Origin of the sequence: Silvimonas soli, from assembly GCF_030035605.1 — a bacterium.
GTDB classification, from domain to species: Bacteria; Pseudomonadota; Gammaproteobacteria; order Burkholderiales; family Chitinibacteraceae; genus Silvimonas; species Silvimonas soli.
Window position 1 is genome coordinate 4279564 of the sequence record NZ_CP106736.1, and the last position, 21954, is coordinate 4301517.

18 protein-coding genes are annotated in these 21954 nt (G+C 55.3%); 17 read left to right on the forward strand and 1 reads right to left on the reverse strand.

Annotated elements, in window-relative coordinates; all coding sequences use genetic code 11:
* The first annotated feature begins 2 nt into the window (after window positions 1-2).
* From rfbG to N7220_RS19705, 15 genes are all read left to right on the forward strand, one after another.
* A complete protein-coding gene (gene rfbG, locus N7220_RS19635) occupies window positions 3-1082 on the forward strand; it encodes a CDP-glucose 4,6-dehydratase (protein ID WP_283149226.1) in 1080 nt (359 codons plus the stop codon).
* Window positions 1082-1633, forward strand: a complete 552-nt coding sequence (gene rfbC / locus N7220_RS19640) for a dTDP-4-dehydrorhamnose 3,5-epimerase (RefSeq protein ID WP_283149227.1) — start codon at window positions 1082-1084, stop codon at window positions 1631-1633. The genes rfbG and rfbC overlap by 1 nt, the downstream gene beginning before the upstream one ends.
* Window positions 1630-2853, forward strand: coding sequence for a class I SAM-dependent methyltransferase (locus tag N7220_RS19645; RefSeq protein WP_283149228.1), 1224 nt, complete (start codon window positions 1630-1632; stop codon window positions 2851-2853). Before rfbC ends, N7220_RS19645 begins: the two co-directional genes overlap by 4 nt.
* Window positions 2850-3983: a DegT/DnrJ/EryC1/StrS family aminotransferase gene (locus tag N7220_RS19650; protein ID WP_283149229.1), complete on the forward strand. Its 1134-nt coding sequence runs from the start codon at window positions 2850-2852 to the stop codon at window positions 3981-3983. The genes N7220_RS19645 and N7220_RS19650 overlap by 4 nt, the downstream gene beginning before the upstream one ends.
* Window positions 3980-4648 carry a NeuD/PglB/VioB family sugar acetyltransferase gene (locus tag N7220_RS19655; protein WP_283149230.1) on the forward strand — a complete coding sequence of 223 codons (669 nt, stop codon included), beginning with the start codon at window positions 3980-3982 and terminating at the stop codon, window positions 4646-4648. Before N7220_RS19650 ends, N7220_RS19655 begins: the two co-directional genes overlap by 4 nt.
* Window positions 4649-4771: 123 nt before the next feature.
* Complete coding sequence (locus N7220_RS19660; protein ID WP_283149231.1) at window positions 4772-5557, forward strand: cephalosporin hydroxylase family protein; 786 nt, start codon at window positions 4772-4774, stop codon at window positions 5555-5557.
* A gap of 19 nt (window positions 5558-5576) precedes the next feature.
* Window positions 5577-10382 carry a TIGR00180 family glycosyltransferase gene (locus tag N7220_RS19665; protein WP_283149232.1) on the forward strand — a complete coding sequence of 1602 codons (4806 nt, stop codon included), beginning with the start codon at window positions 5577-5579 and terminating at the stop codon, window positions 10380-10382.
* A 295-nt stretch (window positions 10383-10677) separates the two neighbouring features.
* On the forward strand, window positions 10678-12300 hold the full coding sequence (locus N7220_RS19670; RefSeq protein WP_283149233.1) for a flagellin N-terminal helical domain-containing protein: 1623 nt from the start codon (window positions 10678-10680) through the stop codon (window positions 12298-12300).
* 90 nt (window positions 12301-12390) lie between these two features.
* Window positions 12391-12768, forward strand: coding sequence for a flagellar protein FlaG (locus N7220_RS19675; RefSeq protein WP_283149234.1), 378 nt, complete (start codon window positions 12391-12393; stop codon window positions 12766-12768).
* 147 nt (window positions 12769-12915) lie between these two features.
* Entirely contained in the window at window positions 12916-15024 is a 2109-nt protein-coding gene (fliD, locus tag N7220_RS19680; RefSeq protein ID WP_283149235.1) for a flagellar filament capping protein FliD, read from the forward strand.
* Window positions 15025-15088: 64 nt separating this feature from the next.
* Window positions 15089-15571 (forward strand): flagellar export chaperone FliS, encoded by a 483-nt coding sequence (gene fliS, locus N7220_RS19685; protein ID WP_283149236.1) that lies wholly within the window; start codon window positions 15089-15091, stop codon window positions 15569-15571.
* Entirely contained in the window at window positions 15519-15878 is a 360-nt protein-coding gene (locus tag N7220_RS19690; protein WP_283149237.1) for a hypothetical protein, read from the forward strand. The genes fliS and N7220_RS19690 overlap by 53 nt, the downstream gene beginning before the upstream one ends.
* Window positions 15879-15919: 41 nt before the next feature.
* Window positions 15920-16336, forward strand: a complete 417-nt coding sequence (locus tag N7220_RS19695; RefSeq protein ID WP_283149238.1) for a DUF2802 domain-containing protein — start codon at window positions 15920-15922, stop codon at window positions 16334-16336.
* Window positions 16337-16339: 3 nt separating this feature from the next.
* On the forward strand, window positions 16340-17461 hold the full coding sequence (fliK, locus tag N7220_RS19700; protein ID WP_283149239.1) for a flagellar hook-length control protein FliK: 1122 nt from the start codon (window positions 16340-16342) through the stop codon (window positions 17459-17461).
* The gene (locus N7220_RS19705) at window positions 17451-17795 is read left to right on the forward strand and encodes an EscU/YscU/HrcU family type III secretion system export apparatus switch protein (RefSeq protein WP_283149240.1); all 345 of its coding nucleotides are present in this window, start codon (window positions 17451-17453) and stop codon (window positions 17793-17795) included. The genes fliK and N7220_RS19705 overlap by 11 nt, the downstream gene beginning before the upstream one ends.
* A gap of 17 nt (window positions 17796-17812) precedes the next feature.
* Here the strand turns inward: N7220_RS19705 and N7220_RS19710 are convergent, their stop codons facing one another.
* Window positions 17813-19195: a sodium-dependent transporter gene (locus tag N7220_RS19710; protein WP_283149241.1), complete on the reverse strand. Its 1383-nt coding sequence runs from the start codon at window positions 19193-19195 to the stop codon at window positions 17813-17815.
* A 199-nt stretch (window positions 19196-19394) separates the two neighbouring features.
* Here N7220_RS19710 and uvrC point away from each other — a divergent pair, with 199 nt between their 5' ends.
* Together uvrC and pgsA are read left to right on the forward strand one after the other, a co-directional pair.
* On the forward strand, window positions 19395-21245 hold the full coding sequence (uvrC, locus tag N7220_RS19715) for an excinuclease ABC subunit UvrC (protein ID WP_283149242.1): 1851 nt from the start codon (window positions 19395-19397) through the stop codon (window positions 21243-21245).
* A gap of 131 nt (window positions 21246-21376) precedes the next feature.
* Window positions 21377-21946 carry a CDP-diacylglycerol--glycerol-3-phosphate 3-phosphatidyltransferase gene (gene pgsA, locus N7220_RS19720; protein WP_283149243.1) on the forward strand — a complete coding sequence of 190 codons (570 nt, stop codon included), beginning with the start codon at window positions 21377-21379 and terminating at the stop codon, window positions 21944-21946.
* Window positions 21947-21954 lie beyond the last annotated feature (8 nt).

Genomic DNA, 21954 nt, shown 5'->3' on the forward strand with positions numbered 1-21954 from the left:
AATTGTTCAGCAATATCTATCATGGCCGTCGGGTTTTCCTGACCGGGCACACTGGTTTCAAAGGTTCCTGGCTGGCTTTGTGGCTGCACAAGCTCGGGGCGCAGGTGCATGGCTACGCATTGCCACCTGAGGACGAACAGAGTGCACATTGGTCCCAACTCGATTTGCCGATTGCTTCAACGCTGGCCGATATTCGCGATGCCGAAACGCTCCGGGCAGCACTAAAAGAGTTTGCGCCAGAAATCGTGTTTCACCTGGCGGCGCAGCCGCTGGTTCTGGCCTCGTATCGCGATCCTCTGACCACTTGGCAGACCAATGTAATGGGCACTGCCAATCTACTGGAAGCTTGCCGGGGGCTGCCGTCGGTGAAGGCTGTGGTGGTGATCACCACCGATAAATGTTACGAAAATCAGGAGTGGTGCTGGGGCTACCGCGAGTCTGACGCGCTGGGTGGTCATGATCCATATAGCGCCTCCAAAGCGGCTACGGAACTGGTCGCCGCCTCTTATCGCCAAAGTTTTGCCGACAGATCTGCCTTTGGCGCATCGCCATTGCTGATTGCCACGGCACGTGCCGGTAATGTTATCGGCGGTGGCGACTGGGCGGCAGATCGCTTGATCCCTGACGTGGTACGGGCGACTGCGGCGCAGAAGGCGGTTGAAGTGCGTAATCCGCTGGCAATTCGACCGTGGCAACATGTGTTGGAATCGCTCTCTGCCTATTTGCTGATTGGCCAGAAGCTGTTGCAAGACGAGCACAGCGTTGCCCGAGCCTGGAACGTGGGGCCGGCGGACGAAGATAGTGCCTCTGTCGCACAGGTGCTGGATGTATTGCGAGCGGACTGGCCCGCCGTTTCTTGGCAGCAAGTAGGCGCCATGGCGCATGAAACAAGTGCATTGCGGCTTGATTCCTCTCGCATCAGGGCAGAACTGGCATGGAAACCGGTCTGGCGTTTGCAGCAGGCGCTGGCGCAGACTAGCCAATGGTACCAGGCGTGGTTACAGGGTGAATTGCGATCGGAAGCGCAGCTACAGCAATATTTGAACGATGCAATGACCCACGGTCTGAGCTGGACTCGCTAATGCAAATAGCGCATTTGCCGATTGCAGGAGTAGCGGTCCTGGAAACAGAACGTCGCGGCGATGACCGTGGCAGCTTTGCGCGCTGGTTTTGCCAGCGGGAGCTGGCTGAACTGCTGGGTGATTCGACTATCTGCCAGGTCAACCATTCGTACACCCGGGAGCAAGGCAGCATCCGCGGCTTGCATTTTCAGCGCGCGCCTGCGGCGGAAATAAAAATTGTGCGCTGCTTGTCTGGCCGGATATTCGATATTGTTTTGGATTTGCGGCGAGACTCCCCCACATTCCTGCAATGGCAAGGCATCGAACTTTCTGCAGATAATGGCAAGGCGCTTTTACTGCCCCAGGGCTGTGCTCACGGCTTTCAAACGCTCACGGATGAGGTGCAACTCCTATATATGCACACCGCTTTTTATGAGCCTGCGGTGGAAGGGGGTATCCGCTTCGATGACCCGCGCGTTGGCATTAACTGGCCATTGCCGGCCACCCAGGTTTCGGCTCGTGATCAGCAACATCCGCTTTTGCCGGATGATTTCATTGGAATCCAGGTATGAAGTGCCGTCATTGTCAGAGCCCGCTACAACTCGATTTTGTTAATCTCGGATTCGCCCCGCCATCCAACGCCTATCGGCTTGCCACTGATCTGTCTACACCCGAAACCCGCTACCCCTTGCGAGTGAAGGTATGCGAGCAATGCTGGTTGGTGCAAACCGAAGACTTCGCCCGTCATGACGCACTCTTCGATGCCCAATACGCTTATTTTTCTTCAACGTCTTCTACCTGGCTGGCGCACGCTCAATCGTACGTTGCGATGATCACACAGCGACTCGCGCTGGATTCCGCTTCATTTGTGGTGGAGGTAGCGGCCAACGATGGCTATCTGCTGCAATACGTCGCCCAGCGCGGCATCCGCTGCCTTGGGATAGAACCCACGTACAGCACCGCGCAGGCGGCCAGAGCGAAAGGGCTGCAGATAGAAGAAGTCTTTTTGGGGGCAGCATCGGCCAAAACCCTGCGCGAACGCCACGGTGCCGCTGACTTGGTTGCAGCCAACAATGTGCTGGCCCATGTGCCGGACATTAACGACTTTGTCGCGGGCATCGAGATATTGCTCGCACCAGAGGGAACCGTCACGTTTGAGTTTCCACATTTACTCAATCTGATTGCGCAAACCCAGTTCGACACCATTTACCACGAGCATTTTTCATATTTGTCGTTGCTTGCGGTACAGCCAATCTTGCAGCAGGCAGGGTTGCGGGTGTACGACGTTGAAAATCTGCCCACACATGGCGGTAGCTTGCGGGTTTACGCCTGCAGGCAGAATGCCGCGCAGCTGGAACAGGCCAGCGTTGCCGCCATTATTGCCGGTGAGAAAGCCGCCGGGCTCGACCAGTCAGCTGTTTATCATGATTTTCAAGCGCGCGCTGATGCGGTCCGGTTGGGCTTGCAAGCATTTTTGCTGGAACAAAAGCGCGCTGGCAAAACGGTGATTGGCTACGGTGCCGCAGCGAAAGGTAACACGCTGTTGAACTACGCTGGTGTAGACGGATTGTTGTTGCCGCAAGTGGCGGATGCCGCGCCATCCAAACAGGGTAAATACCTGCCCGGTAGTCATATTCCGGTAATCACCCCGCAGGCATTGCTGGACGCACGGCCCGATTTTGTCCTGATATTGCCGTGGAACCTGAAGCATGAAGTCATGCAGCAGCTGGCACAAATCCGCGAGTGGGGCGGACAGTTTGTCGTCGCGGTACCCGAGGTGGAAATCCTATGAGTCAGTCAGAACCGCAAGAGCGCATTCTCTATACCAAACCATCGATTACCGAGCTTGAGGTTGGCTACGCCACAGACGCCGCAGCCAACGGCTGGGGTGCGCGTTGCTACGACTACATCAACCGGTTCGAGCGTGATTTTGCAGCCTGGAATGGCTCCACATACGCCATTGCCACCTCCAGTTGCACGGGGGCCATGCATATGGCGCTGGTGGCGCTGGACATCGGCGCTGGTGATGAAGTCATTCTGGCGGACACTAACTGGATTGCAACCGTCGCACCCATCGTGCACGTGGGGGCCACGCCGGTATTTGTCGACGTGCTGGCCCAATCATGGTGCCTTGATCCGGACAAGGTAGAGTCTGCCATTACGCCAAAAACGCGGGCGATTGTGGCAACCCATATCTACGGCAATCTGTGTGATCTGGACGCACTGGCAGCCATTGCCGACAAGCATGGCCTGGTGCTGATTGAAGATGCCGCAGAAGCCATCGGCTCGATCTATCACGGGCACCGTGCGGGTTCGGTTGGGCGGTTTGGTGTTTTCTCGTTTCATGGCACCAAAACCATGACTACCGGCGAAGGTGGCATCTTTGTCACCAACGACGCCCAACTGTATGAGCGTGTCCTCACCTTGAGTAATCACGGGCGCAAACGGGGCGAGACCCGCCAGTTCTGGCCATCAGAAGTGGGTTTTAAATACAAAATGTCCAATATTCAGGCGGCCATCGGGTGCGGTCAGCTTGAACGCATTGAAGAACTGGTGGCGCGCAAGCGCGAAGTATTTCAGCAGTATCAAGCTGCGCTGGCACCATATCCACAGATCAGTTTGAATCCGGAGCCTGCAGGAACCCGCAATGGATACTGGATGCCGACGGCGGTGTTTGATGTTGCGAGCGGCGTGACCCGCGAACAACTGCAAGCCGCTTTTCAGCGGCAGCAGATTGATGCGCGCGTATTTTTTAGCCCCTTATCCAGCACGCCACCCTTTACCCCGGTGCCAGATAACCGCAATAGCTTTGATCTGCCCACGCGTGCCATCAATTTGCCCAGCTATCACGACCTGACTCCGGACCAGATCAAACGGGTGGCGGCTTGCCTGTTGAGCGTCCTGGGGCAGGAGGCTCGGTGAAGAAAGTCTTGCTGCTGGGTGCCAATAACCCCGAATCACCGCGTATGCTGCAACGGGTAAGGGAGCATTCCCCAGTCGATTTTGTCGGCTATATCGACAATGACCCGGCCAAAAAGGGTAAAGACTTTTACGGACTGCCGATTTTTGGCGGTTTTGATGTATTGCCGCAGTTTGATCCGGCCGAATACAACTTTGTGAACCTGATTTCGGGCGACTGTGTTACCCGGCATGAGACGTCCCGGGTCATGCGCGCAGCCGGTTTTGCCATGAGCAATCTGATCCACCCAGCCGTTGACCTGCTGATGGTTGAACTGGGGACGGGAATCTACTTGCGCGAGGGCGTGATTGTGCAAGCAGGCGTCAAGCTCTCCGATAACGTTTGCATGCACATTGGCGCACTGATTGGTCATGAAACGCAGGTGGGTGAATCTTCGTTCATTGCACCCGGTGTGTCGGTATGTGGCTGTGTTGAAATAGGTTGCGGGGTTTTTGTCGGTGCGGGGGCAACAATATTGCCTCGACTAAAAATAGGCAATTGGGCGGTCATCGGAGCTGGTGCCGTGGTGACCAGAGATGTGCCGGCTGGCGCGGTGATGGTTGGCAATCCGGCGCGGGTACTCAAGATGCGTGATATGCCAACGGTGGATACCACCGGACAGAATTGAAGCGAGGACTTGATGTTGTGCAAACCGTGATAGACAGCAAAGTTGTTGCGGATTGAATTCAGGCCCTTCACTGTGCTTTACCCATAAATACCCGCGTTGCGGGATTGAATGATTGAGGTTTTCATGACAGACGACATGCACGCCAGATTTGAGGCAGAACGAGTTCGGGATATCGCGGCTCAGGGGAATGACGCAGCGCTTAAGCAAATGGGCCTGGATTTTGTTATCCAGACCGCGGTACATAAGTACACCTACAATTTCAAATCTCTTGGTCGCCCGATCATTCAGCTGCCGCAAGATATGGTGGCCATGCAGGAACTCATCTGGGCATTAAAGCCAGATCTGGTTATTGAAACCGGCATCGCCCACGGCGGCTCTTTAATCATGAGCGCATCCATGCTGGCCTTGCTGGATTATTGCGAAGCTGTGGAGCAGGGCACGGTGCTGGACCCACGGGCCAGCAAACGGCGCGTGCTGGGTCTGGATATTGATATCAGAGAACACAACCGCGCAGCCATTGAGGCGCACCCGCTGGCCCATAAAATTGAAATGATTCAGGGCTCGTCAATTGATCCCGAAATCATTGCCCAGGTGCATGCCAAAGCCAGCGGTTACCAGCGCGTGCTGGTTTGCCTTGACTCCAATCATACCCACGCGCACGTCCTGGCTGAGCTGCAAGCCTACGCGCCGCTGGTTACACCGGGCAGTTATTGTGTGGTATTCGATACTGTGGTGGAAGACATGCCGGCCGATGCTTTCCCCGATCGGCCTTGGGGCGTTGGTGATAATCCTAAAACCGCGGTGCATCAGTGGTTAAAAGATAACCCCGGATTTGAAATTGATCATGCCATTGAAAACAAATTACTGATTACCGTTGCGCCGGAAGGCTATCTGAAGCGCATTGCCTGATTTGCACACTGGAAATTGAATGAACCAATTTGGCCAACTGTTAACCCTGGTTTTGCTGACGCATAATCGCCCCCAGTTTCTGGCGCGGGCGATTCGCTATTACTCAGCCATGCCCTGCACCTTGTTGATTATGGATTCGTCGGCGGAATCCAATATCTGGGCGGTGGAGCAATACGGGAACGAGCGCACGAGCTACCAGCACTGCGGTGACTGTGACTACAGTCAGATCATGCTAAAAATCCGGCGCGGAACCAATCTGGTCACCACACCGTATATGGCATTTGTCACCGACGACGATTTCACCCTTGAGGGTGGGCTGGTCCAAGGCCTGGATTTCCTGCAAGCCAACCCTGATTACGCGCTGTGCCATGGGTACTGCCTGATGTACCTGGCTGATGGCGAACGGGTGCATTACTTCTTGCGTGACCGTAAAGTGGTCGAAGACTATGCTGGGGCTAGTGAAGACCGCATTATGTCTTTTATGGATAATTTCATTCCTCCATTTTATGCAATTGCAAGATCCACGGTATTCAAAGACTGGTTTGATTTGATTCCCGACGATATCCGATGGGAATACAACGAGTTTGGAGAGGCGTTATATAAGTTGGCTCGCGGGAAAGCCCGCATTTTGCCAATTCCATTTGTCGTACGCGAGCTGAACTATCCGGTCTCGGATCATCAGACTGATCTTTACCAGGCATTGACCGATCCACGCTTCGACGGACCACAGAAAGAAGCTTTCTTTGATTTCATGGCCAATATTTACCGTAAACTGGAACCAACGGTTTCTTTTTACGATGCCCGGATCATGACCAAGAAGGCTGCGGCGGTATTGGCATTGTGCCTGGGCAGCAACAAATCGCTAACCGTGCAGGAAATATTCCGTTCCGAATGGCGAACCATTACACCACGACCTGATTGGTTTTTTGAAATCAAACAGTTTGTTGAAATGCCGTTTTACAACGCAGAATTTTTTGCATTGCTGGAAGAAATTGATCTGCTATTGCGCGCCATGCCGTGCGGCAAACTTCAACTGAAAGAACTGGAGCCCAAGCTGCAATGGCAAAATCAGCTGATTGTCCAAGGCATTGCCTCGATGGATGCCGGAGATGCGAAATCTGCGCAGCAGGCATTTGAAGCCATCCTTAGCCAGAATCCGTTCCATATCAATACCATCTGCAGTTTGTGCGTATTGCATGCCAATGCGGGTGCGTTGCCGCTGGCCAAGGTATTGCTGGACTGGGCTAAGCGCCTTAACCCGCAAGACCCGGCGGTGAGATCACTGGAGCCATTGGGGCGGGCTATCGAGCAACAAACGATATCTGTGAAAGATATGGGCTCCACGCGGCGTCTGGCAGTGGTTGTCCATCTGTTTTATCCGGATCTGTGGCCTGAATTTGCGCGCGCTCTCTCGACTATCGACCACGCCTTCGATCTGATCGTCACGACACCCGAAGAGCTGTTGCAAACGGTAGTCAAACTGATCAAACCGCAGTTCCCCAACGCCCGTGTTTACCCGGTCACGAATCGGGGGCGGGATATTGCTCCGCTATTCAAGTTACTGGAACACGAGAAGCTGGAAGATTTTGACCTTGTGCTCAAAATTCACAGCAAAAAGTCAGCCCACCTTCTGGACTGGGTGGGGGAGGCTTGGCGCACGCAACTGCTGGCAGGATTGCTGCCTGCAGATGGCATTGGACAGGTATTGGCCTGGTTTGATACTCATCCAACGGGCGGGATGCTCTCAGTGTCCGGCACCATGCTCAATGCGTACAAAATTTCGGGCGCACACAGGGAGAATCTCCCGGGAATGCGCCAATGGGCCAAACGTATCGGGGTTGATCCTCAAAATTTTGATTATGACTTTATTGCCGGCAGCATGTACTGGGCGCGAGGGGCTCTTTTTGGAGCGCTTCGCCGGCTCGGGATCAGGCAAGAAGATTTCGAGGAGGAGACCGGGCAACTTGACGGCACTCTCGCTCATGTCTTTGAACGGTTGATGCCGTTGGTCGCCAAGTCGGTGGGGTTGGAAACCGGCCAGCTGCCGGGCGTTCCGGTAAAGCCGATATACAAAGACGCGGTCAAGGTCGGAGCTAACGCGCCAACTGAGATTGCAAACTCACACTTGGAAAAAGTGGCTCAAGCCGGGCCGGTCATAAGTGTTTATGAAGACTGGCTGCAACAGCGCAGTCTCAGTCTGCCTGAAGCCCGCATGATCGACACCCGTGTCGATCAACTGCCGCCGCAGATCGCGCGTTTTTATCTTATTGACCGCATGGGCAACATGCCCGGTGTTTCAGAAACGCTGACCACGCTGGGCCAACAGTATTTCAAGGGCAAACAAGCTGCTATCGTGTCGCCGCTCGTTGATCCCGAGCCCAATAGCGGTGTCGCCTGGTTTCAGAGCGCCGACGGCTATGTTGCTGCGATGGCTGACGTTGCTCAGGTGCAGGCGGATTGGGTCGGCCTGGTAGAAGTGGGCGACCGCTTGACCCTGGATGGTTTGCTGTTGGGTCTGTTGCAGGCCGCAGATAACCCGCAATGGCAAGTCATTTATTGGGACGACGACTGGATAGGCGATCAAGGCACTCCAGACATGCCTCGCTTCAAGCCGGATTTCAGTCCTGATTTGATGCGGGCCATGCCTTATGCGGATGGCATGTTGTTGGTGCGGCACGGAGCGTTGAAAGCAGTCCTGGCTGCGGGCCCGCTAGAACCCGGTGCAGAGCAAATCGACCTGCTGTTACGTCTATATGAGCAATTTGGTGAAAAGGCCATTGGCCACGTGCCAACTATCGGCTGCCATCTGGCGCAATTGCCATGGAGGTCGCTGGATGATCACGGACGGGCGGGGGCATTTGCCCGTGCGGTGCGCAATCATCTTGCCCGTATCAATTGCCCGGCCACGCTGTCGGAGGGTTTGATTCCCGGCACCTTGAATGTCCAGTATCAGCATGCCACCACACCACTGGTGAGTATTATCGTCCCCACCAAAGATCAGTTTGCAATGCTGTCCCGGTGCGTGGAAAGCGTGCTGGAACGTACCCGCTACGCCCAGTTCGAATTACTGATCGTTGATAACAATACTACTGAGCTGGATGCAGTCAATTACCTGGACGGGCTGGAAAAACCGGGTAATCCGCGCATTCGAGTGATCAGATATCCACACCCATTCAATTTTTCTGCAATCAACAATTACGCGGTGGAACAGGCCCACGGTGAATATGTGGTGTTGCTGAACAATGACACCGCAATCATTCAGGAAAACTGGCTGGAAGAACTGGTCAGGCATGCCCAACGGCCAGAAGTTGGTGCCGTTGGCGCGCGCTTGCTTTATCCAGACGGCAAGATTCAGCATGCCGGGGTGGTGTTGGGGCTGCGTGGCCCGGCGGATCACCCGTTCATTGGGCTGCCTAGAGATGAACGCGGTTACATGAACCGCTTGCAGGTGATCCAGAATTATTCGGTTGTTACCGCCGCTTGTTTGATTATCCGAAAGTCCATTTACCGCGAACTTGGGGGTATGGATGAGCAAGATTTCAAAGTGTCTTACAACGATGTCGACCTGTGTTTGAAGGTACGCCAAGCTGGTTATCTGATCGTCTGGACTCCGTTCGCCACGGTGCTGCACGAAGGTAGTGTCAGTCAGACCCGAGTGGATCCAGCGGCCCAGGAGGCCAAGAGGAAGCGCTTTGCGGGCGAGCAAGAGGCCATGTTCGGTAAATGGCTACCGCAACTGGCGACGGACCCGTATTACAACCGCAACCTGATGCTGCATGGCAACGGTTTCGAGATTGAAAATCGCCGACTGGTTTCGTTCCAGCCGATTTCCTGGAAACCACCGCTGCGGGTGCTTACTCACCCGGCGGACCAGATGGGGTGTGGCCATTACCGGATGATTCAGCCATTCCAGGCGCTTAAAGACGCTCAAAAATTGAGTGGTGCGATTTCGTTCGAGCTACTTGGAGTGATTGACCAGGAGCGTTTCAAGCCCGACGTATTGATATTCCAGCGGCAGATCACTGCTGAACAAATTGAGTTCATGGCTCGGGCCAAGCGGCTTTCCGGTGCTTATTGCATCTATGAGCTTGACGACTATCTGCCTAATATTCCGCTAAAAAGCGCCCACCGTGACCATATGCCCAAGGACGTATTGAAGTCATTACGCCGGGCAGTGGCTCACGTGGACCGATTCGTCGTGTCTACGGAACGACTGGCTGAGCAATATGCCGATCTGCACGACAATTTCCATGTAGTACATAACTATCTGCCAGAGTCTTGGTGGGGTAATTTGCCCCTGATTCAGACTGAGCATGCCCGTCCACGCGTGGGTTGGGCGGGTGGCATCAGCCACACTGGCGACCTGGAGCTGATCGAAGGCGTGGTTCGGGAGTTGGCCAACGAGGTGGATTGGGTGTTTTTTGGTATGTGCCCTCCAAAATTGCGCCCTTATATCAAAGAGTTGCACGAAGGTGTACCGATTGAAGGGTATCCGGCCAAACTGGCTAGTCTGCAACTGGATCTGGCGCTGGCACCGCTAGAGCACAATCAGTTTAATGAGAGCAAAAGCAACCTGCGCTTGCTGGAGTACGGTGCTTGCGGCTTTCCAGTTGTATGTACCGATATTGAGCCGTACCGGGTTGACTTGCCGGTAACCCGAGTGCGCAATCGTCACAAAGACTGGATTGACGCCATTCGCATGCACCTGGACGACCTGTCTGCAACTCGCCAGCGCGGCATGGAATTACGCAATGCGGTGCATGACAAATGGATGCTGAAGGGCGATAACCTGGAGTTGTGGCGTAAGGCTTGGTCTCCTGATTGATGATGGATGACGCAAAAGACGACTCCTGACCACGATGGCGAGCCATAAAAGGTTCGCCATTTTTTTATTCGCAAACGGGTGGAAAGGGCAGTTGAACGGGGGAAGGGAGCGTGCATTTGAACGGCAGCGCGGATACTGGCGTCGGCTGAATTTTCTTTCTTCATTTGTCAAAATTTGCGGGAAAATTTTTTTTTGAATTTTCCTAAAGTTTATTCGGCTATCTCCGATAAACAGTCCAAGGACGCGGTGTTGCGTCTGAATGTTAAACGCATAACCCTTAACGAGGAGCTACCAAATGTCTTTGGTTCTCAACACAAACGTCGCGTCACTGATGGCTCAGCAAAACCTGAGCAAGTCGCAAGATTCGCTGAATACCTCACTGGCACGTCTGTCGTCCGGCCTGCGCATTAATAGCGCCAAGGATGACGCAGCCGGTCTGGCCATCTCCGACCGTATGACGTCGCAAGTCAATGGCATGAACCAGGCATCCCGCAATGCTAACGACGGCGTTTCGCTGTCGCAAACTGCGGAAGGTGCTCTGGGTCAGATGGGCGATATGATGCAATCCATTCGCCAACTGGCTGTTCAATCCGGCAATGCGACGAACTCTTCGTCCGACCGCCAGGCTCTGAATGCCCAGGTTAACCAACTGGTTTCCGAACTGGACCGCACAGCGCAAACCACCCAGTTCAACGGCCAGAATCTGTTTGATGGCAGCTTTACCGCTGCAACCTACCAGGTAGGCGCCAACGCCAACCAGACCATCACTGCAACCATGGGTAACTTCCGTACCAATCAGTACGGCACGTTCCAGATGGGTGGCGGTAATGGTACCGGTCAACTGGCTTATACCAACGAAGTTAGTGGCACCACTCAAGGGGCCGTAGGCGGTACTGCCACTGTGGCTGTGACCGGTGCTGTGGTAACTAGCTCCGGCACCATGTCGATCAATGGCAAGTCCATCGCTGTTTCGGGTACTGACCAAGCCAGCGACGTTGCTTCGAAGATCAACGCTGCTAACACTGGTGTAACCGCGACTGCCAATACTGAAGTTGATCTGAGTTTCGGTTCGGGTTCGTACTCGCTGGCTATTGCATCGAACAACAACACCTACGCGGGTGTATCGTTCAGCGTGACCTCCTCTGTTTCAGGTCAGGCTCCGACTGCTTCGGACTACAACCAGGCTGTAACTTCGTTCAACAACGCACAGTCGCAAACCGGCGTTGTAGCTCAACTGGCCACCTTTACCAACGCTAGCGGTGCCGTTACTTACGGTATCAAGCTGACCAATAACTCCGGTGCGAATATCCAGATCACTTCGGCCAGCGGTGTTGCCAGTGGCTTTGGTGGCGCGGTGACCCAGTACAACTACGATACGACCAACTCGGCCGGTTCGGCGCAGTACACTTCCGGTTCGTCTCTGGTGAGCTCCTCTGGTTCGGGTAGCTTCACCTTTGGTGGTCAGATCGTGCTCAACTCGTCCAATTCGTACTCCATCACTACCAGTGGCGCAGGTTTTGCCAGCGGCGTGATTACTGGTCAGAGTTCGACAGGCGCTGCTTCCTACGGTCTGTCTTCGGGTTCTACCATGACTTCTTCGCTGAAGACCGTGCAAAGCCTGGATGTTTCGACATTGGATGGCGCAACGCAGGCCCTGCGGATTGCCGACGGTGCACAATCGTACATCGACAGCCAACGCGCTCAACTGGGTGCTTTGCAAAACCGCTTCTCTTCAACCATCTCGAATCTGTCGACCACGGTGACCAATCTTTCGGCCGCCAAGAGCCGGATTCAGGATACCGACTTCGCGTCTGAAACTGCCAACCTGACTCAGTCGCAGATTCTGCAACAAGCCGGCACCGCGATGTTGTCGCAAGCTAACCAGTTGCCGCAAAGCATTCTGAGCCTGCTGAAGTAAGCAGGAACAGAGCGGCCAGTTAACCTGGTAGCATGATGCCCCGGCCGGATTTTTCCATGCCGGGGCGTTTTTCCGTCCAAGGAGATGCTCATGCAAGTGCAGTTGACTCAATCCATCACGGCGCTTTCCCCAGCGACCAGTCAGACTGGCAGTGGCGGTCAAACCGCCCAGACCGCGCCGGCGCAACAGGGTGGTGCTATTCAGTCCGGACAGAATGCTTCGGGCAACGCCACCAAAGATGCCGCCACGCTCAACGATGCGCTGACCAAGCTCAACGACACGGTCAAAACCTATTCCAACGGCAGCTCCTTGCAGTTTTCGGTGGATCAGGACAGCCAGACGCAAATCGTAAAGGTCATTGATACGCAGACCAAAGATGTAATTCGGCAGATCCCTAGCGAGCAGGCTATCGCGCTGGCCAAGGCGATTGGACAATTTGAAGGCTTGCTGATTAAAGATAAAGCCTGAACGGCCGATAAACATGATGTATATGCGGCGAGCTTGCCGCAGGCCGTTCTGTCCGATTGATTGTGTGCGACCGGATTCTATTCTTGTAAAGCCAGTTGGCATTTTTGACTGGTATGATGAGGTACGCACGCCAGGAGCTTTCCCCAAATGACCTCGAGCATCACTCCCACCCCTACACCGACTCCAACCCCGACGCCCACTCCAACGCCGACGACGAGCACCGGCTTATCCAGTACCAGCGGGTTGGGCACGATTACCTCAATGGGGGTTGGCTCCGGGATCGACGTCAGCGGGATCATCTCGCAGTTGATGCAAATTGAGCAGCAACCGCTGATTGCGCTGCAGACAAAAGAAGCCAGTTACGACGCTCAGTTGAGCGCGTTGGGTACGTTACAAAGTGGCCTTTCGGATTTTCAGGCGACGGTTCAGGCGCTATCTGATCCAACCAAATTGCAATTGGCTACGGCCAAGCTGGCCAACACGTCAGTGGGTACTGCCACTGCGACTAATCAGGCACAGCAAGGTTCGCATTCGCTGTTGGTGTCGCAACTGGCTCAGAACCAGGTAATTGCATCGGCATCGGTGAGCAGTGCCAACAATCCGGTCGGCACGGGCTCGATGACCATCAGCTTTGGCTCTTATAGCTCAACTGGCGGTTTTTCGGCCAATGCGACGGCGCAAAGCATCACAGTCAATATCGATTCAACCAACAATAATCTGTTTGGCCTGCGGGATGCGATTAACGCGGCCAAAGGCGGGGCCACAGCCAGCATCATTAATGATGGCTCGGGTTTCCGGTTGGTGTTGGCGTCCAATACCAGCGGTGCCGTGAACGGGATGAAAATCTCCACCACGCCGGCAGGTACCGACACCAGCTTGAATAACTTTGCCTTCGATCCAGCATCCACCACCAACACGACGTCGGTGACGCAGGCGGCGCAAGATGCCCAGTTCCAGCTGGATGGGATCACCATCTCCAAACCGACCAATTCGGTCAACGATGTGCTGCAGGGCGTGACGCTGAATCTGACCGCCACCAACACTACCGCGACCACGCTGACCATCGGCACCGACCCTTCAGCGCTGGTCAAAAATGTACAAGCCATGGTCGATGGCTATAACACGTTCATGTCACAGCTCTCCAGCCTTACCGGGTACGACACGACGACGCAAACCGCTGGCATTCTCAACGGACAGTATTCGCTGAATTCGATCAAGACCATGATGCGCGGCGTATTCAACCAGACACTGGGTGGCAGCAACCAATATCAGTCGATGTATGACGTCGGTATTAGTTTTGACATGAACGGCAAAATGACGCTGAATCAGGACACTCTCACTAACGCGGCCCAGGCGAATCCAGGCGCGGTGAGCAATCTGTTTGCAGCGGGTACCTCGGTGACCAAACCGGGCGGCGTCACGGTCGTGACGACCAGTAGCTCGCTGACTAAAGCAGGCACTTATGCCATCAACGTGACCTCACCGGCCACGCAGGGCAGCGTGACTTCCGGTGCTTTCACCTCTGGCAGTTTCCCGCTGACGATCGGCCCGGATAATGACAACTTCAGCATCAATGTCGACAAGGTTCAGTCGGGAACGATCAAGCTCACTGACGGCACGGTATTCAACAATGGCGCGGATCTTGCCGCCGCACTGCAGACGGCCATTAATGCTGATTCCAGCCTGAAAGCTTCTGGTGTTTCGGCCAATGTGGGCTTTGCCAATGGCGCACTAACATTCAGTTCCGCCTCTTACGGTTCGACTTCGCAAATCCAGATCAACGCGGTGAGTGGGGGTGGTGCGACTGATCCCGCCTTCCTGACATCGACCTCCCTGGCCGCGGGTACTGACGCTGTCGCGACCATCGGCGGGAATCCTGCCACTGCAACGGGTAATGTTCTGGTCGGCACCGGTCCGGCCGCGGGTTTGATTTTGAGTCTGGCCGCTGGGTCGAATGGTGATATGGGTTCGGTGACGGTAAGCCAGGGCTTCGCCTATAACCTGAATCAGACCATCACCAATATCCTGTCGACCAAATCTACTGACAACGGCTTGTTCAACTCGGTGACCAGCAGTATCAACGCCAGCATCACACGGCTGCAGGCCCAGGAAACTGAAATGCAGACGCGCCTGACGCAGGTGCAACAGAACTACGTGCAGCAGTTCACCGCCATGGATACCACGGTGGGCGCGCTCAAGAACACCAGTAGTTACCTCACCACGCAACTTGCCAACCTGCCCAAGATCAGTAGCTGATTGACCAGGTAATACAAGCCGCATGTCGGTGAGATAGCAGTGAGTACCAAACCGGAGAAATGGCATGAGTTATGCCGCAAAGAAAGCGCTTCAATCCTATGGTCAGATCAGCGTCGATGCCGCCGTCAGCTCTTCAAGTCCCCTTAAACTGGTGGTGATGTTGTATGAGGGCGCGATCAAGGCAGTCCTTTTGGCCAAGTACCACATGCAAGAAGGCCACATCGCAGACAAGGGCCTATCAATCAGCAAGGCCATCGCGATCATTGATGAAGGCCTGCGTCAGTCGCTTGATGTGGAAAAGGGTGGAGAACTGGGGCAGAATCTGGATGCGCTTTATCAACATATGACAGAGCAGTTGCTGCAGGCCAATCTGGAAAACCGGGTCGACATGCTTGATCATGTTGCCAAATTGTTGACCGACCTTAAATCGGCTTGGGATACCATCGAAGCCAATAGCCGCACGGTTGCGCCAGTCGCGCCGCCGGTTCAGGCCGATGCTGCTGCCACCGCCGCCAATCGTGATGCGCTCAGTTATGGTCGCGCCTGATATGCAAGCGGTCTATGGTGAGATGGAAAGCTGCTGTCGGGAGATGGCATCTAGCGCCGGGCAAGAAAATTGGGAGGCGTTTTTGCTGAATGCCGCGCGCTTTACTCAATTGAGCAGTAATCTAGGCGATATTAACTGGAGCGCCATACCTGAGCGCCAGCGCGGTGAGCTGGCTGAGGTAATGCGTTCAGCCCAAGGCCAGATCGATGCTGTTTTGCCATTGGCAGAAGCACGACGTCTGGAGTTGATCGGCTCGATCCGTGAGCTGAAAAACGGGGAAAAAATGCGGCGCGTATACGGAACCTGAACCGGACGTCGCTGAAGTTTCAACTGTCACCGAGGCGGCACGTGAACGGAATCCTGATTACCTGGCCACAATTGCTTTATGCAGGACTCGCGCTGCTGGTGTTTTATGTGGCGGAGCTATTGCTGTTCCTGCGCAAAGCAAATTCTCCGCATCACGTTTCTCGCCAGACCCAGCACCGCGTTGAAGCAATGACGGCAGAGATGTCCGCATTGCGCCAGGAACTGGAGTTGCTGAAAGTGCGGTTGGCAGCAAACAGCATGCAACAAGTCTGGGCAATTGAGCATCATGGCGATGCCGATATCGCAAGTCCGCCATCTTCTACCGAAACCCCATATGCCCACGCCATCCGTATGGCGCGCACTGGTGCCGACTCTGCCGTGGTCGCGCAGGAGTGCGGTATCTCCCGCGGCGAAGCTGACTTGATCGTTGCTTTGTATCGCGCGGAAGGATTGCGCTGATCCATGTTGCCCGGCAATGCCATCCTCACGCTGCAGGCGCTTTATCTCAACAACACCACGAATCCGCCTGATGGCCAGCCCGACATCAGCGCCTTGTTCACGGCTGGCGAGCAGGTATCCGCCACTGTGGTCGGGGCTTTGGGCAATGGTCGCTTTGCCGTACAAGTAAACAACCAGTTGCTGGATTTGAACTTGCCGACAGGCGCGACCGCGGGTGAGAAGCTGGATTTGACCGTTGTCGCCAACCGACCTACGCTGACTTTTGCCTTGGCAAACTCCGAGTCGCCGGATTTTCATCCAGGCGTACAAACCGAGTTCTCCGGCGGCGCTCGCTATTTGTCCGATTTGCTTAGCAATAATGGCAAGGCGGCGACGAGTGGAGCGCAAAATGCCGCTGCGGCCGCTCCCTTGTTTGAAGGCACGCCCAACACCGCTGACTTGGCCACCAAACTGGCGCAAACGCTCGGTCAGTCGGGCTTGTTCTACGAGTCGCATCAAGCGCAATGGGTGGACGGCCAGCGCAGCTTGCAGTCCTTGCAGCAAGAGCCCCAAGCCAAACTGCAACTGACGTCCACTTCAGCCAGTGTTGCGGATGCCAAACCAGATACGACCAATCCCGCCGTTCTGCCCGCCAAAGAAGCCAGCCCGCAAGACGCAGCCATGCTCAAGCAAGTGGCTTCCGTCGCAGTGGATGTCACTTCAGCCAGTATCAGCCGTCTGGCCAGTGGGCAGGATCAGCAAGCGGTATTGGCGGGACTGGTGCAACGGCAACTGGATGCCATCGACAGGCAGGCCATCATGTGGCATGGCTTGGCATGGCCAGGTCAGCCCATGCAATGGTCGGTTCAGGGGGATGATCACAATCAGAACCAGGCTTATGCCGACCCCGAAGACCGGCAATGGCGAACCACCTTGAACCTGCAGTTGCCACGGCTGGGCCAGATATCCATTAATGCCGTGCTGTCGCAAGGTCAGTTCAATCTGTCATTCAAGGCCGCGCCGGAGACGGTGCAACAACTGCAATCGGCACAATCGGCGCTCGGGACGCAATTTGAAGGCGCCGGACTGGCATTGACCGCGGTCAGTTTCTCGGCCGCAAGTGCGGAGGCCACGGATGGCGAGTAAGCCCGATGCCCGTCAGCGCGCCGTTGCTCTGGCTTATACCGAGGGTTCTACACCACGGGTAGTTGCCAGCGGCAAGGGACTGGTGGCGCAGGCCATTATTGAAAAAGCGCGTGAAGCCGGTGTGTTTGTCCACCAATCACCTGAATTGGTCTCGCTGCTGATGCAGCTGGATCTGGACGCACATATTCCGGCGCCGTTGTATCGGGCCGTCGCTGAATTGCTGGCCTTTGTCTATCTGGTTGAGCAGGGGAGTGATATCGCTCCGCCGCAGTTGTCGCTACCCCCAGCCCCTGCTGATGCCAGCGATGAGCAACAGCCGGATGCGCTCGTCTGAGCGTATTTGTGTCTTTGTCAGAACACCTTCAAGCCGCGTAACAACACAATCACAATCAGCACTGGCGACACGTAGCGCAGCAGCATGAACACGCCCGTTACTACCGCTTGATTGGCTAGCAGGCCGCGATTGCTCAACTGGCTTTGCACCCAGTCCCGGCCAATGATCCAGCCCACAAAGACACACAACAGCAAGCCACCGACCGGCAATAGCAGGTTGGAACTGACAAAGTCGTAGAAATCAAAGAAGGTCAGGCCGAATATCGTCCAGTGGGCTGCCGCGCCATTAGAGAGTGCCGCTGGCGCCCCCAATATGGCGATCAACAACACGGTCAGGGCTGTGGCTTTGCGGCGAGACCAATGCAGTCGCTCAGTTAGCGCCGCAACGGGCACTTCCAGTAGCGACAGAATTGCGCCTATTGACGCCAGTGCGGTCAGCACGAAAAACAGCACCATGAAGATTTGCCCGCCAGGCATGCTGGCAAATACTGCGGGGATGGTCAGGAAGACCAGTGCCGGGCCGTCCGTGGGCGCGAAATGAAAGGTGAAGACGGCAGGAAAGATGGCAATACCCGCCAGCAAAGAGATGCTTAAATCGGCCAGCATGACGCGGCCAGCGGTGACTGGAATGTTCTGGTCATCGCGAAAATAGCTGCCATAGGTGAGCATGGTGCCCATGCCGATCGACAGTTTGAAAAAGGCCAGTCCCACCGCAGTGAGAATAACCCCGGCAGATACCTTGGAAAAATCTGGTGCAAACAGAAATTTCAATCCCGCCCCGGCGCCAGATAACGTCAGGCTGCGAATGCACAACACTACCAGCAGCAAGAACAGCACTGGCATCAAGCGCTTGGCGACGGCCTCAATCCCTTTGGAAACGCCCAGCATGATGATGCCGCCGGTCAGCAGTAACACCGCCCATTGCCAGGCCAGGGCAGAAAGCGGATTGGCGATGGTGGCTTTGAATTGCGCTTGGGCTGCGCTGGCATCGCCATGCAACAAGCTGCCCGAAAGGGCTTTGAAGATATACGCAAACACCCAGCCTGCGACCTCGGTGTAAAACCCCAGGATGAGCATGGCGGCCAGCATGCCCGTATAGCCGATAATCTTCCAGAATGGCTGGGCAGGGCGCAGTTTTTCAAAGATGCTCACGGCGTTGGCCCGGGTTGCGCGTCCGAGCATGGTTTCGCCAATCATGACCGGCAAACCCAGCAACAACGTGGCTAATAGATAAACCAGCAAAAATCCGGCTCCACCATTGGTACCGGTCAGATAAGGGAATTTCCAGATATTGCCCAGCCCGACTGCGGAGCCCAAAGTGGCCACCAGCACGCCGAAGGTAGAAGTAAAGCCATCACGTTGTGTCATATTGGTCTTGTTCTTGATTTCGATTGGCGTCATTAAATGAGCCTGAGAAGGCTGGATTTGTATCTCAATCATGGTCGGCCAACACGGGCAACGCCATGTATTCATGATCTGAAACAAATCGGGCAAGACAGGCGGCAGTCCTGCGTAATAAGCTACCGCGCCCAAAGATAGGCTTAGCCCTGATCCTGGCCAATTGCTAGAATTGGCGCTTGCTTAAATCAATATGGTTGGTATGTCCGAACAAGCCCCAGTCCAGGAAGACCCGCAAGCGCGCGCCGAGCGCCTGAACGCGTTTGTCAAAGCGCTGCCGCATCTGCCGGGCGTTTATCGCATGCTGTCGCAAGATGGCACCGTGCTGTACGTCGGCAAAGCCATCAGTCTGAAACGGCGGGTCGGGTCGTATTTTCAGAAAAACGATCACAGCCCGCGCATCCGCTTGATGCTGTCGCAAGTAGACCGGATCGAAACCACCGTGGTGCGTTCCGAAGCCGAAGCGCTGGTGCTGGAAAACAACCTGATCAAGGCGCTGGGGCCGCGTTACAACATTCTGTTTCGGGACGATAAAAGTTATCCCTATCTGGTGGTGACCGGCCACAAATCGCCACGGCTAGCTTACTACCGCGGCACGCTGGATAAACGCAACCAGTACTTCGGGCCATTTCCAAACGGTTTTGTGGTCAAAGAAAGCATCCAGCTGCTGCAGAAGGTGTTCAAGCTGCGCACCTGTGAAGACAGCGTTTACGCCAATCGCTCGCGGCCATGTTTGTTGCATCAAATCAAACGCTGTTCCGCACCGTGCGTGAACGCCATTTCGCCTGAGGATTACCGTCGCGACGTGCATAACGCGATGCTGTTCCTGAACGGGCAGGGCAATGAGCTGCTAGTGGAACTGGAAAGCCGCATGGCTGCAGCCTCGGAAGCCTGGCGCTTTGAGGAAGCGGCGGCGATTCGTGATCAGGTGCAGGCGCTGGCAAAAATCCAGGAAAAGCAGTTTGTTTCCAGCAATACCAGTGAACTCGATGCCGATATCATTGCGGCGGTGGTCAAGGACGGCACGGTTTGCCTGAACCTGGCGATGGTGCGCGGTGGGCGGCACGTGGGCGACAAAAACCTGTTCCCCAGCAACGCCAACGATTACGACGCGGCCGAGGCGCTGGAGGCGTTCCTGGCGCAACATTATCTGGATCGCAACGTGCCCGGCGTGGTGATCTGCACGCCGCCACCGACCAATGTTGAAGTGCTGGTCCAGTTATTGAGCGATCAGGCCAGTCGCAAAGTCATCATCAACAGCAATCCCAATGGCGAACGCCGTGTGTGGCTGGAGATGGCACGCAAGAACGCCGAACTGGCGATTTTGCAGCGTGCGAGCCATTCTGCCAGCCAGGCCGGTCGTTTGCAGGCCTTGATCGAGGCTTTGGATTTGCCTGAAGAAACAGCACGCATTGAGTGTTTTGATATCTCGCACACCATGGGCGAGGCCACGGTAGCTTCTTGCGTGGTGTTTGATGATGGCGATATCCAGACCAGCCAGTATCGCCGCTACAACATTTCCGGGATCACGCCCGGCGATGACTACGCCGCCATGCGCCAGGTGCTGACGCGGCGCTACGAGAAGATCGCGGGCGGCGAGGGCAAAGTGCCCGATCTGATCCTGATTGATGGCGGCAAAGGCCAGTTGGCCATGGCCGAACAAGTCATGGCTGAAGTCGGGCTGGCGCAACCGATCTTGATTGGCGTGGCCAAGGGTGAAACGCGCAAGGCTGGGCTGGAACAACTGATCTTCGCCACCACCCACGAAGCCGTGCAATTGCCGCGAGATCACCCCGGCTTGCATCTGGTGCAGCAAATCCGCGACGAATCGCACCGCTTCGCCATTACCGGCCACCGTGCCCGCCGTGCCAAAGCCCGCGTGGCGTCCAGTCTGGAAGAAATCGAAGGCATCGGCCCCAAACGGCGGCAAAAACTGCTGGCCCGCTTTGGCGGATTGCAAGGCGTGAAGGGTGCCAGCGTGGATGACCTGATCCAGGTCGAAGGCATTAATCGCGATCTGGCGGAGAAAATATATTCGGCCTTGCGAGGTTGAACTGGTTGGTTAGCATGTCCTGAAAAGGACGTTGTTTCAACGATTCGCGTAAGTTGAAGGCTTAGGCTTTATCCAGATACTGCGCGCACCTGTTAGAATGCTCACTTTTATGCGACCTGGCTAACTTTGCGATGCCATTTAACCTGCCGATTTTTCTGACGTGGCTACGCGTAGCAGCAATTCCGGTTTTTGTTGGCTTGTTCTATTTGCCCGATTCGGTGATCTCGCTGCCGATGAAAAACATGACAGGTGCCACCATCTTTGCCGTGGCGGCATTGACGGACTGGTTTGATGGGTTTCTGGCCCGACGCTGGAATCAGACATCCTCGTTCGGCGCATTTCTGGACCCGGTTGCTGACAAGTTAATGGTCGCCGCCGCACTGATTTTGCTAGTAGAACTCACCCGCGCGCCGTCCTGGCTGGCCGTGATCATTATCGGTCGCGAAATCACCATTTCTGCCTTGCGTGAATGGATGGCCCAACTGGGCAAGTCCAAAAGTGTGGCTGTGGCTTATATCGGCAAGCTCAAAACTACGGCGCAAATGGTCGCGATTTTGCTGCTGTTATGGCAAAGCAATTTCATTCCCGGCATCTCTACCCAGTGGGTGGGTACATTGGCGCTGTATATCGCTGGCCTACTGACCATCTTGTCCATGTTCTATTACCTGCGCGTGGCAACAGAACAGTTTCGCAGCGCTTGATCGCCTCT

What these genes read in the sequence shown, in the direction of transcription:
- fliD (WP_283149235.1), top strand. Translation starts at nt 12,916, where the DNA reads ATGACCTCGAGCATCACTCCCACCCCTACACCGACTCCAACCCCGACG.
- N7220_RS19710 (WP_283149241.1), bottom strand. Translation starts at nt 19,195, where the DNA reads ATGACGCCAATCGAAATCAAGAACAAGACCAATATGACACAACGTGAT.
- N7220_RS19670 (WP_283149233.1), top strand. Translation starts at nt 10,678, where the DNA reads ATGTCTTTGGTTCTCAACACAAACGTCGCGTCACTGATGGCTCAGCAA.
- fliK (WP_283149239.1), top strand. Translation starts at nt 16,340, where the DNA reads ATGTTGCCCGGCAATGCCATCCTCACGCTGCAGGCGCTTTATCTCAAC.
- N7220_RS19690 (WP_283149237.1), top strand. Translation starts at nt 15,519, where the DNA reads ATGCTGCTGCCACCGCCGCCAATCGTGATGCGCTCAGTTATGGTCGCG.
- fliS (WP_283149236.1), top strand. Translation starts at nt 15,089, where the DNA reads ATGAGTTATGCCGCAAAGAAAGCGCTTCAATCCTATGGTCAGATCAGC.
- N7220_RS19650 (WP_283149229.1), top strand. Translation starts at nt 2,850, where the DNA reads ATGAGTCAGTCAGAACCGCAAGAGCGCATTCTCTATACCAAACCATCG.
- N7220_RS19675 (WP_283149234.1), top strand. Translation starts at nt 12,391, where the DNA reads ATGCAAGTGCAGTTGACTCAATCCATCACGGCGCTTTCCCCAGCGACC.
- N7220_RS19705 (WP_283149240.1), top strand. Translation starts at nt 17,451, where the DNA reads ATGGCGAGTAAGCCCGATGCCCGTCAGCGCGCCGTTGCTCTGGCTTAT.
- uvrC (WP_283149242.1), top strand. Translation starts at nt 19,395, where the DNA reads ATGTCCGAACAAGCCCCAGTCCAGGAAGACCCGCAAGCGCGCGCCGAG.
- pgsA (WP_283149243.1), top strand. Translation starts at nt 21,377, where the DNA reads ATGCCATTTAACCTGCCGATTTTTCTGACGTGGCTACGCGTAGCAGCA.
- rfbC (WP_283149227.1), top strand. Translation starts at nt 1,082, where the DNA reads ATGCAAATAGCGCATTTGCCGATTGCAGGAGTAGCGGTCCTGGAAACA.
- N7220_RS19660 (WP_283149231.1), top strand. Translation starts at nt 4,772, where the DNA reads ATGACAGACGACATGCACGCCAGATTTGAGGCAGAACGAGTTCGGGAT.
- N7220_RS19645 (WP_283149228.1), top strand. Translation starts at nt 1,630, where the DNA reads ATGAAGTGCCGTCATTGTCAGAGCCCGCTACAACTCGATTTTGTTAAT.
- N7220_RS19665 (WP_283149232.1), top strand. Translation starts at nt 5,577, where the DNA reads ATGAACCAATTTGGCCAACTGTTAACCCTGGTTTTGCTGACGCATAAT.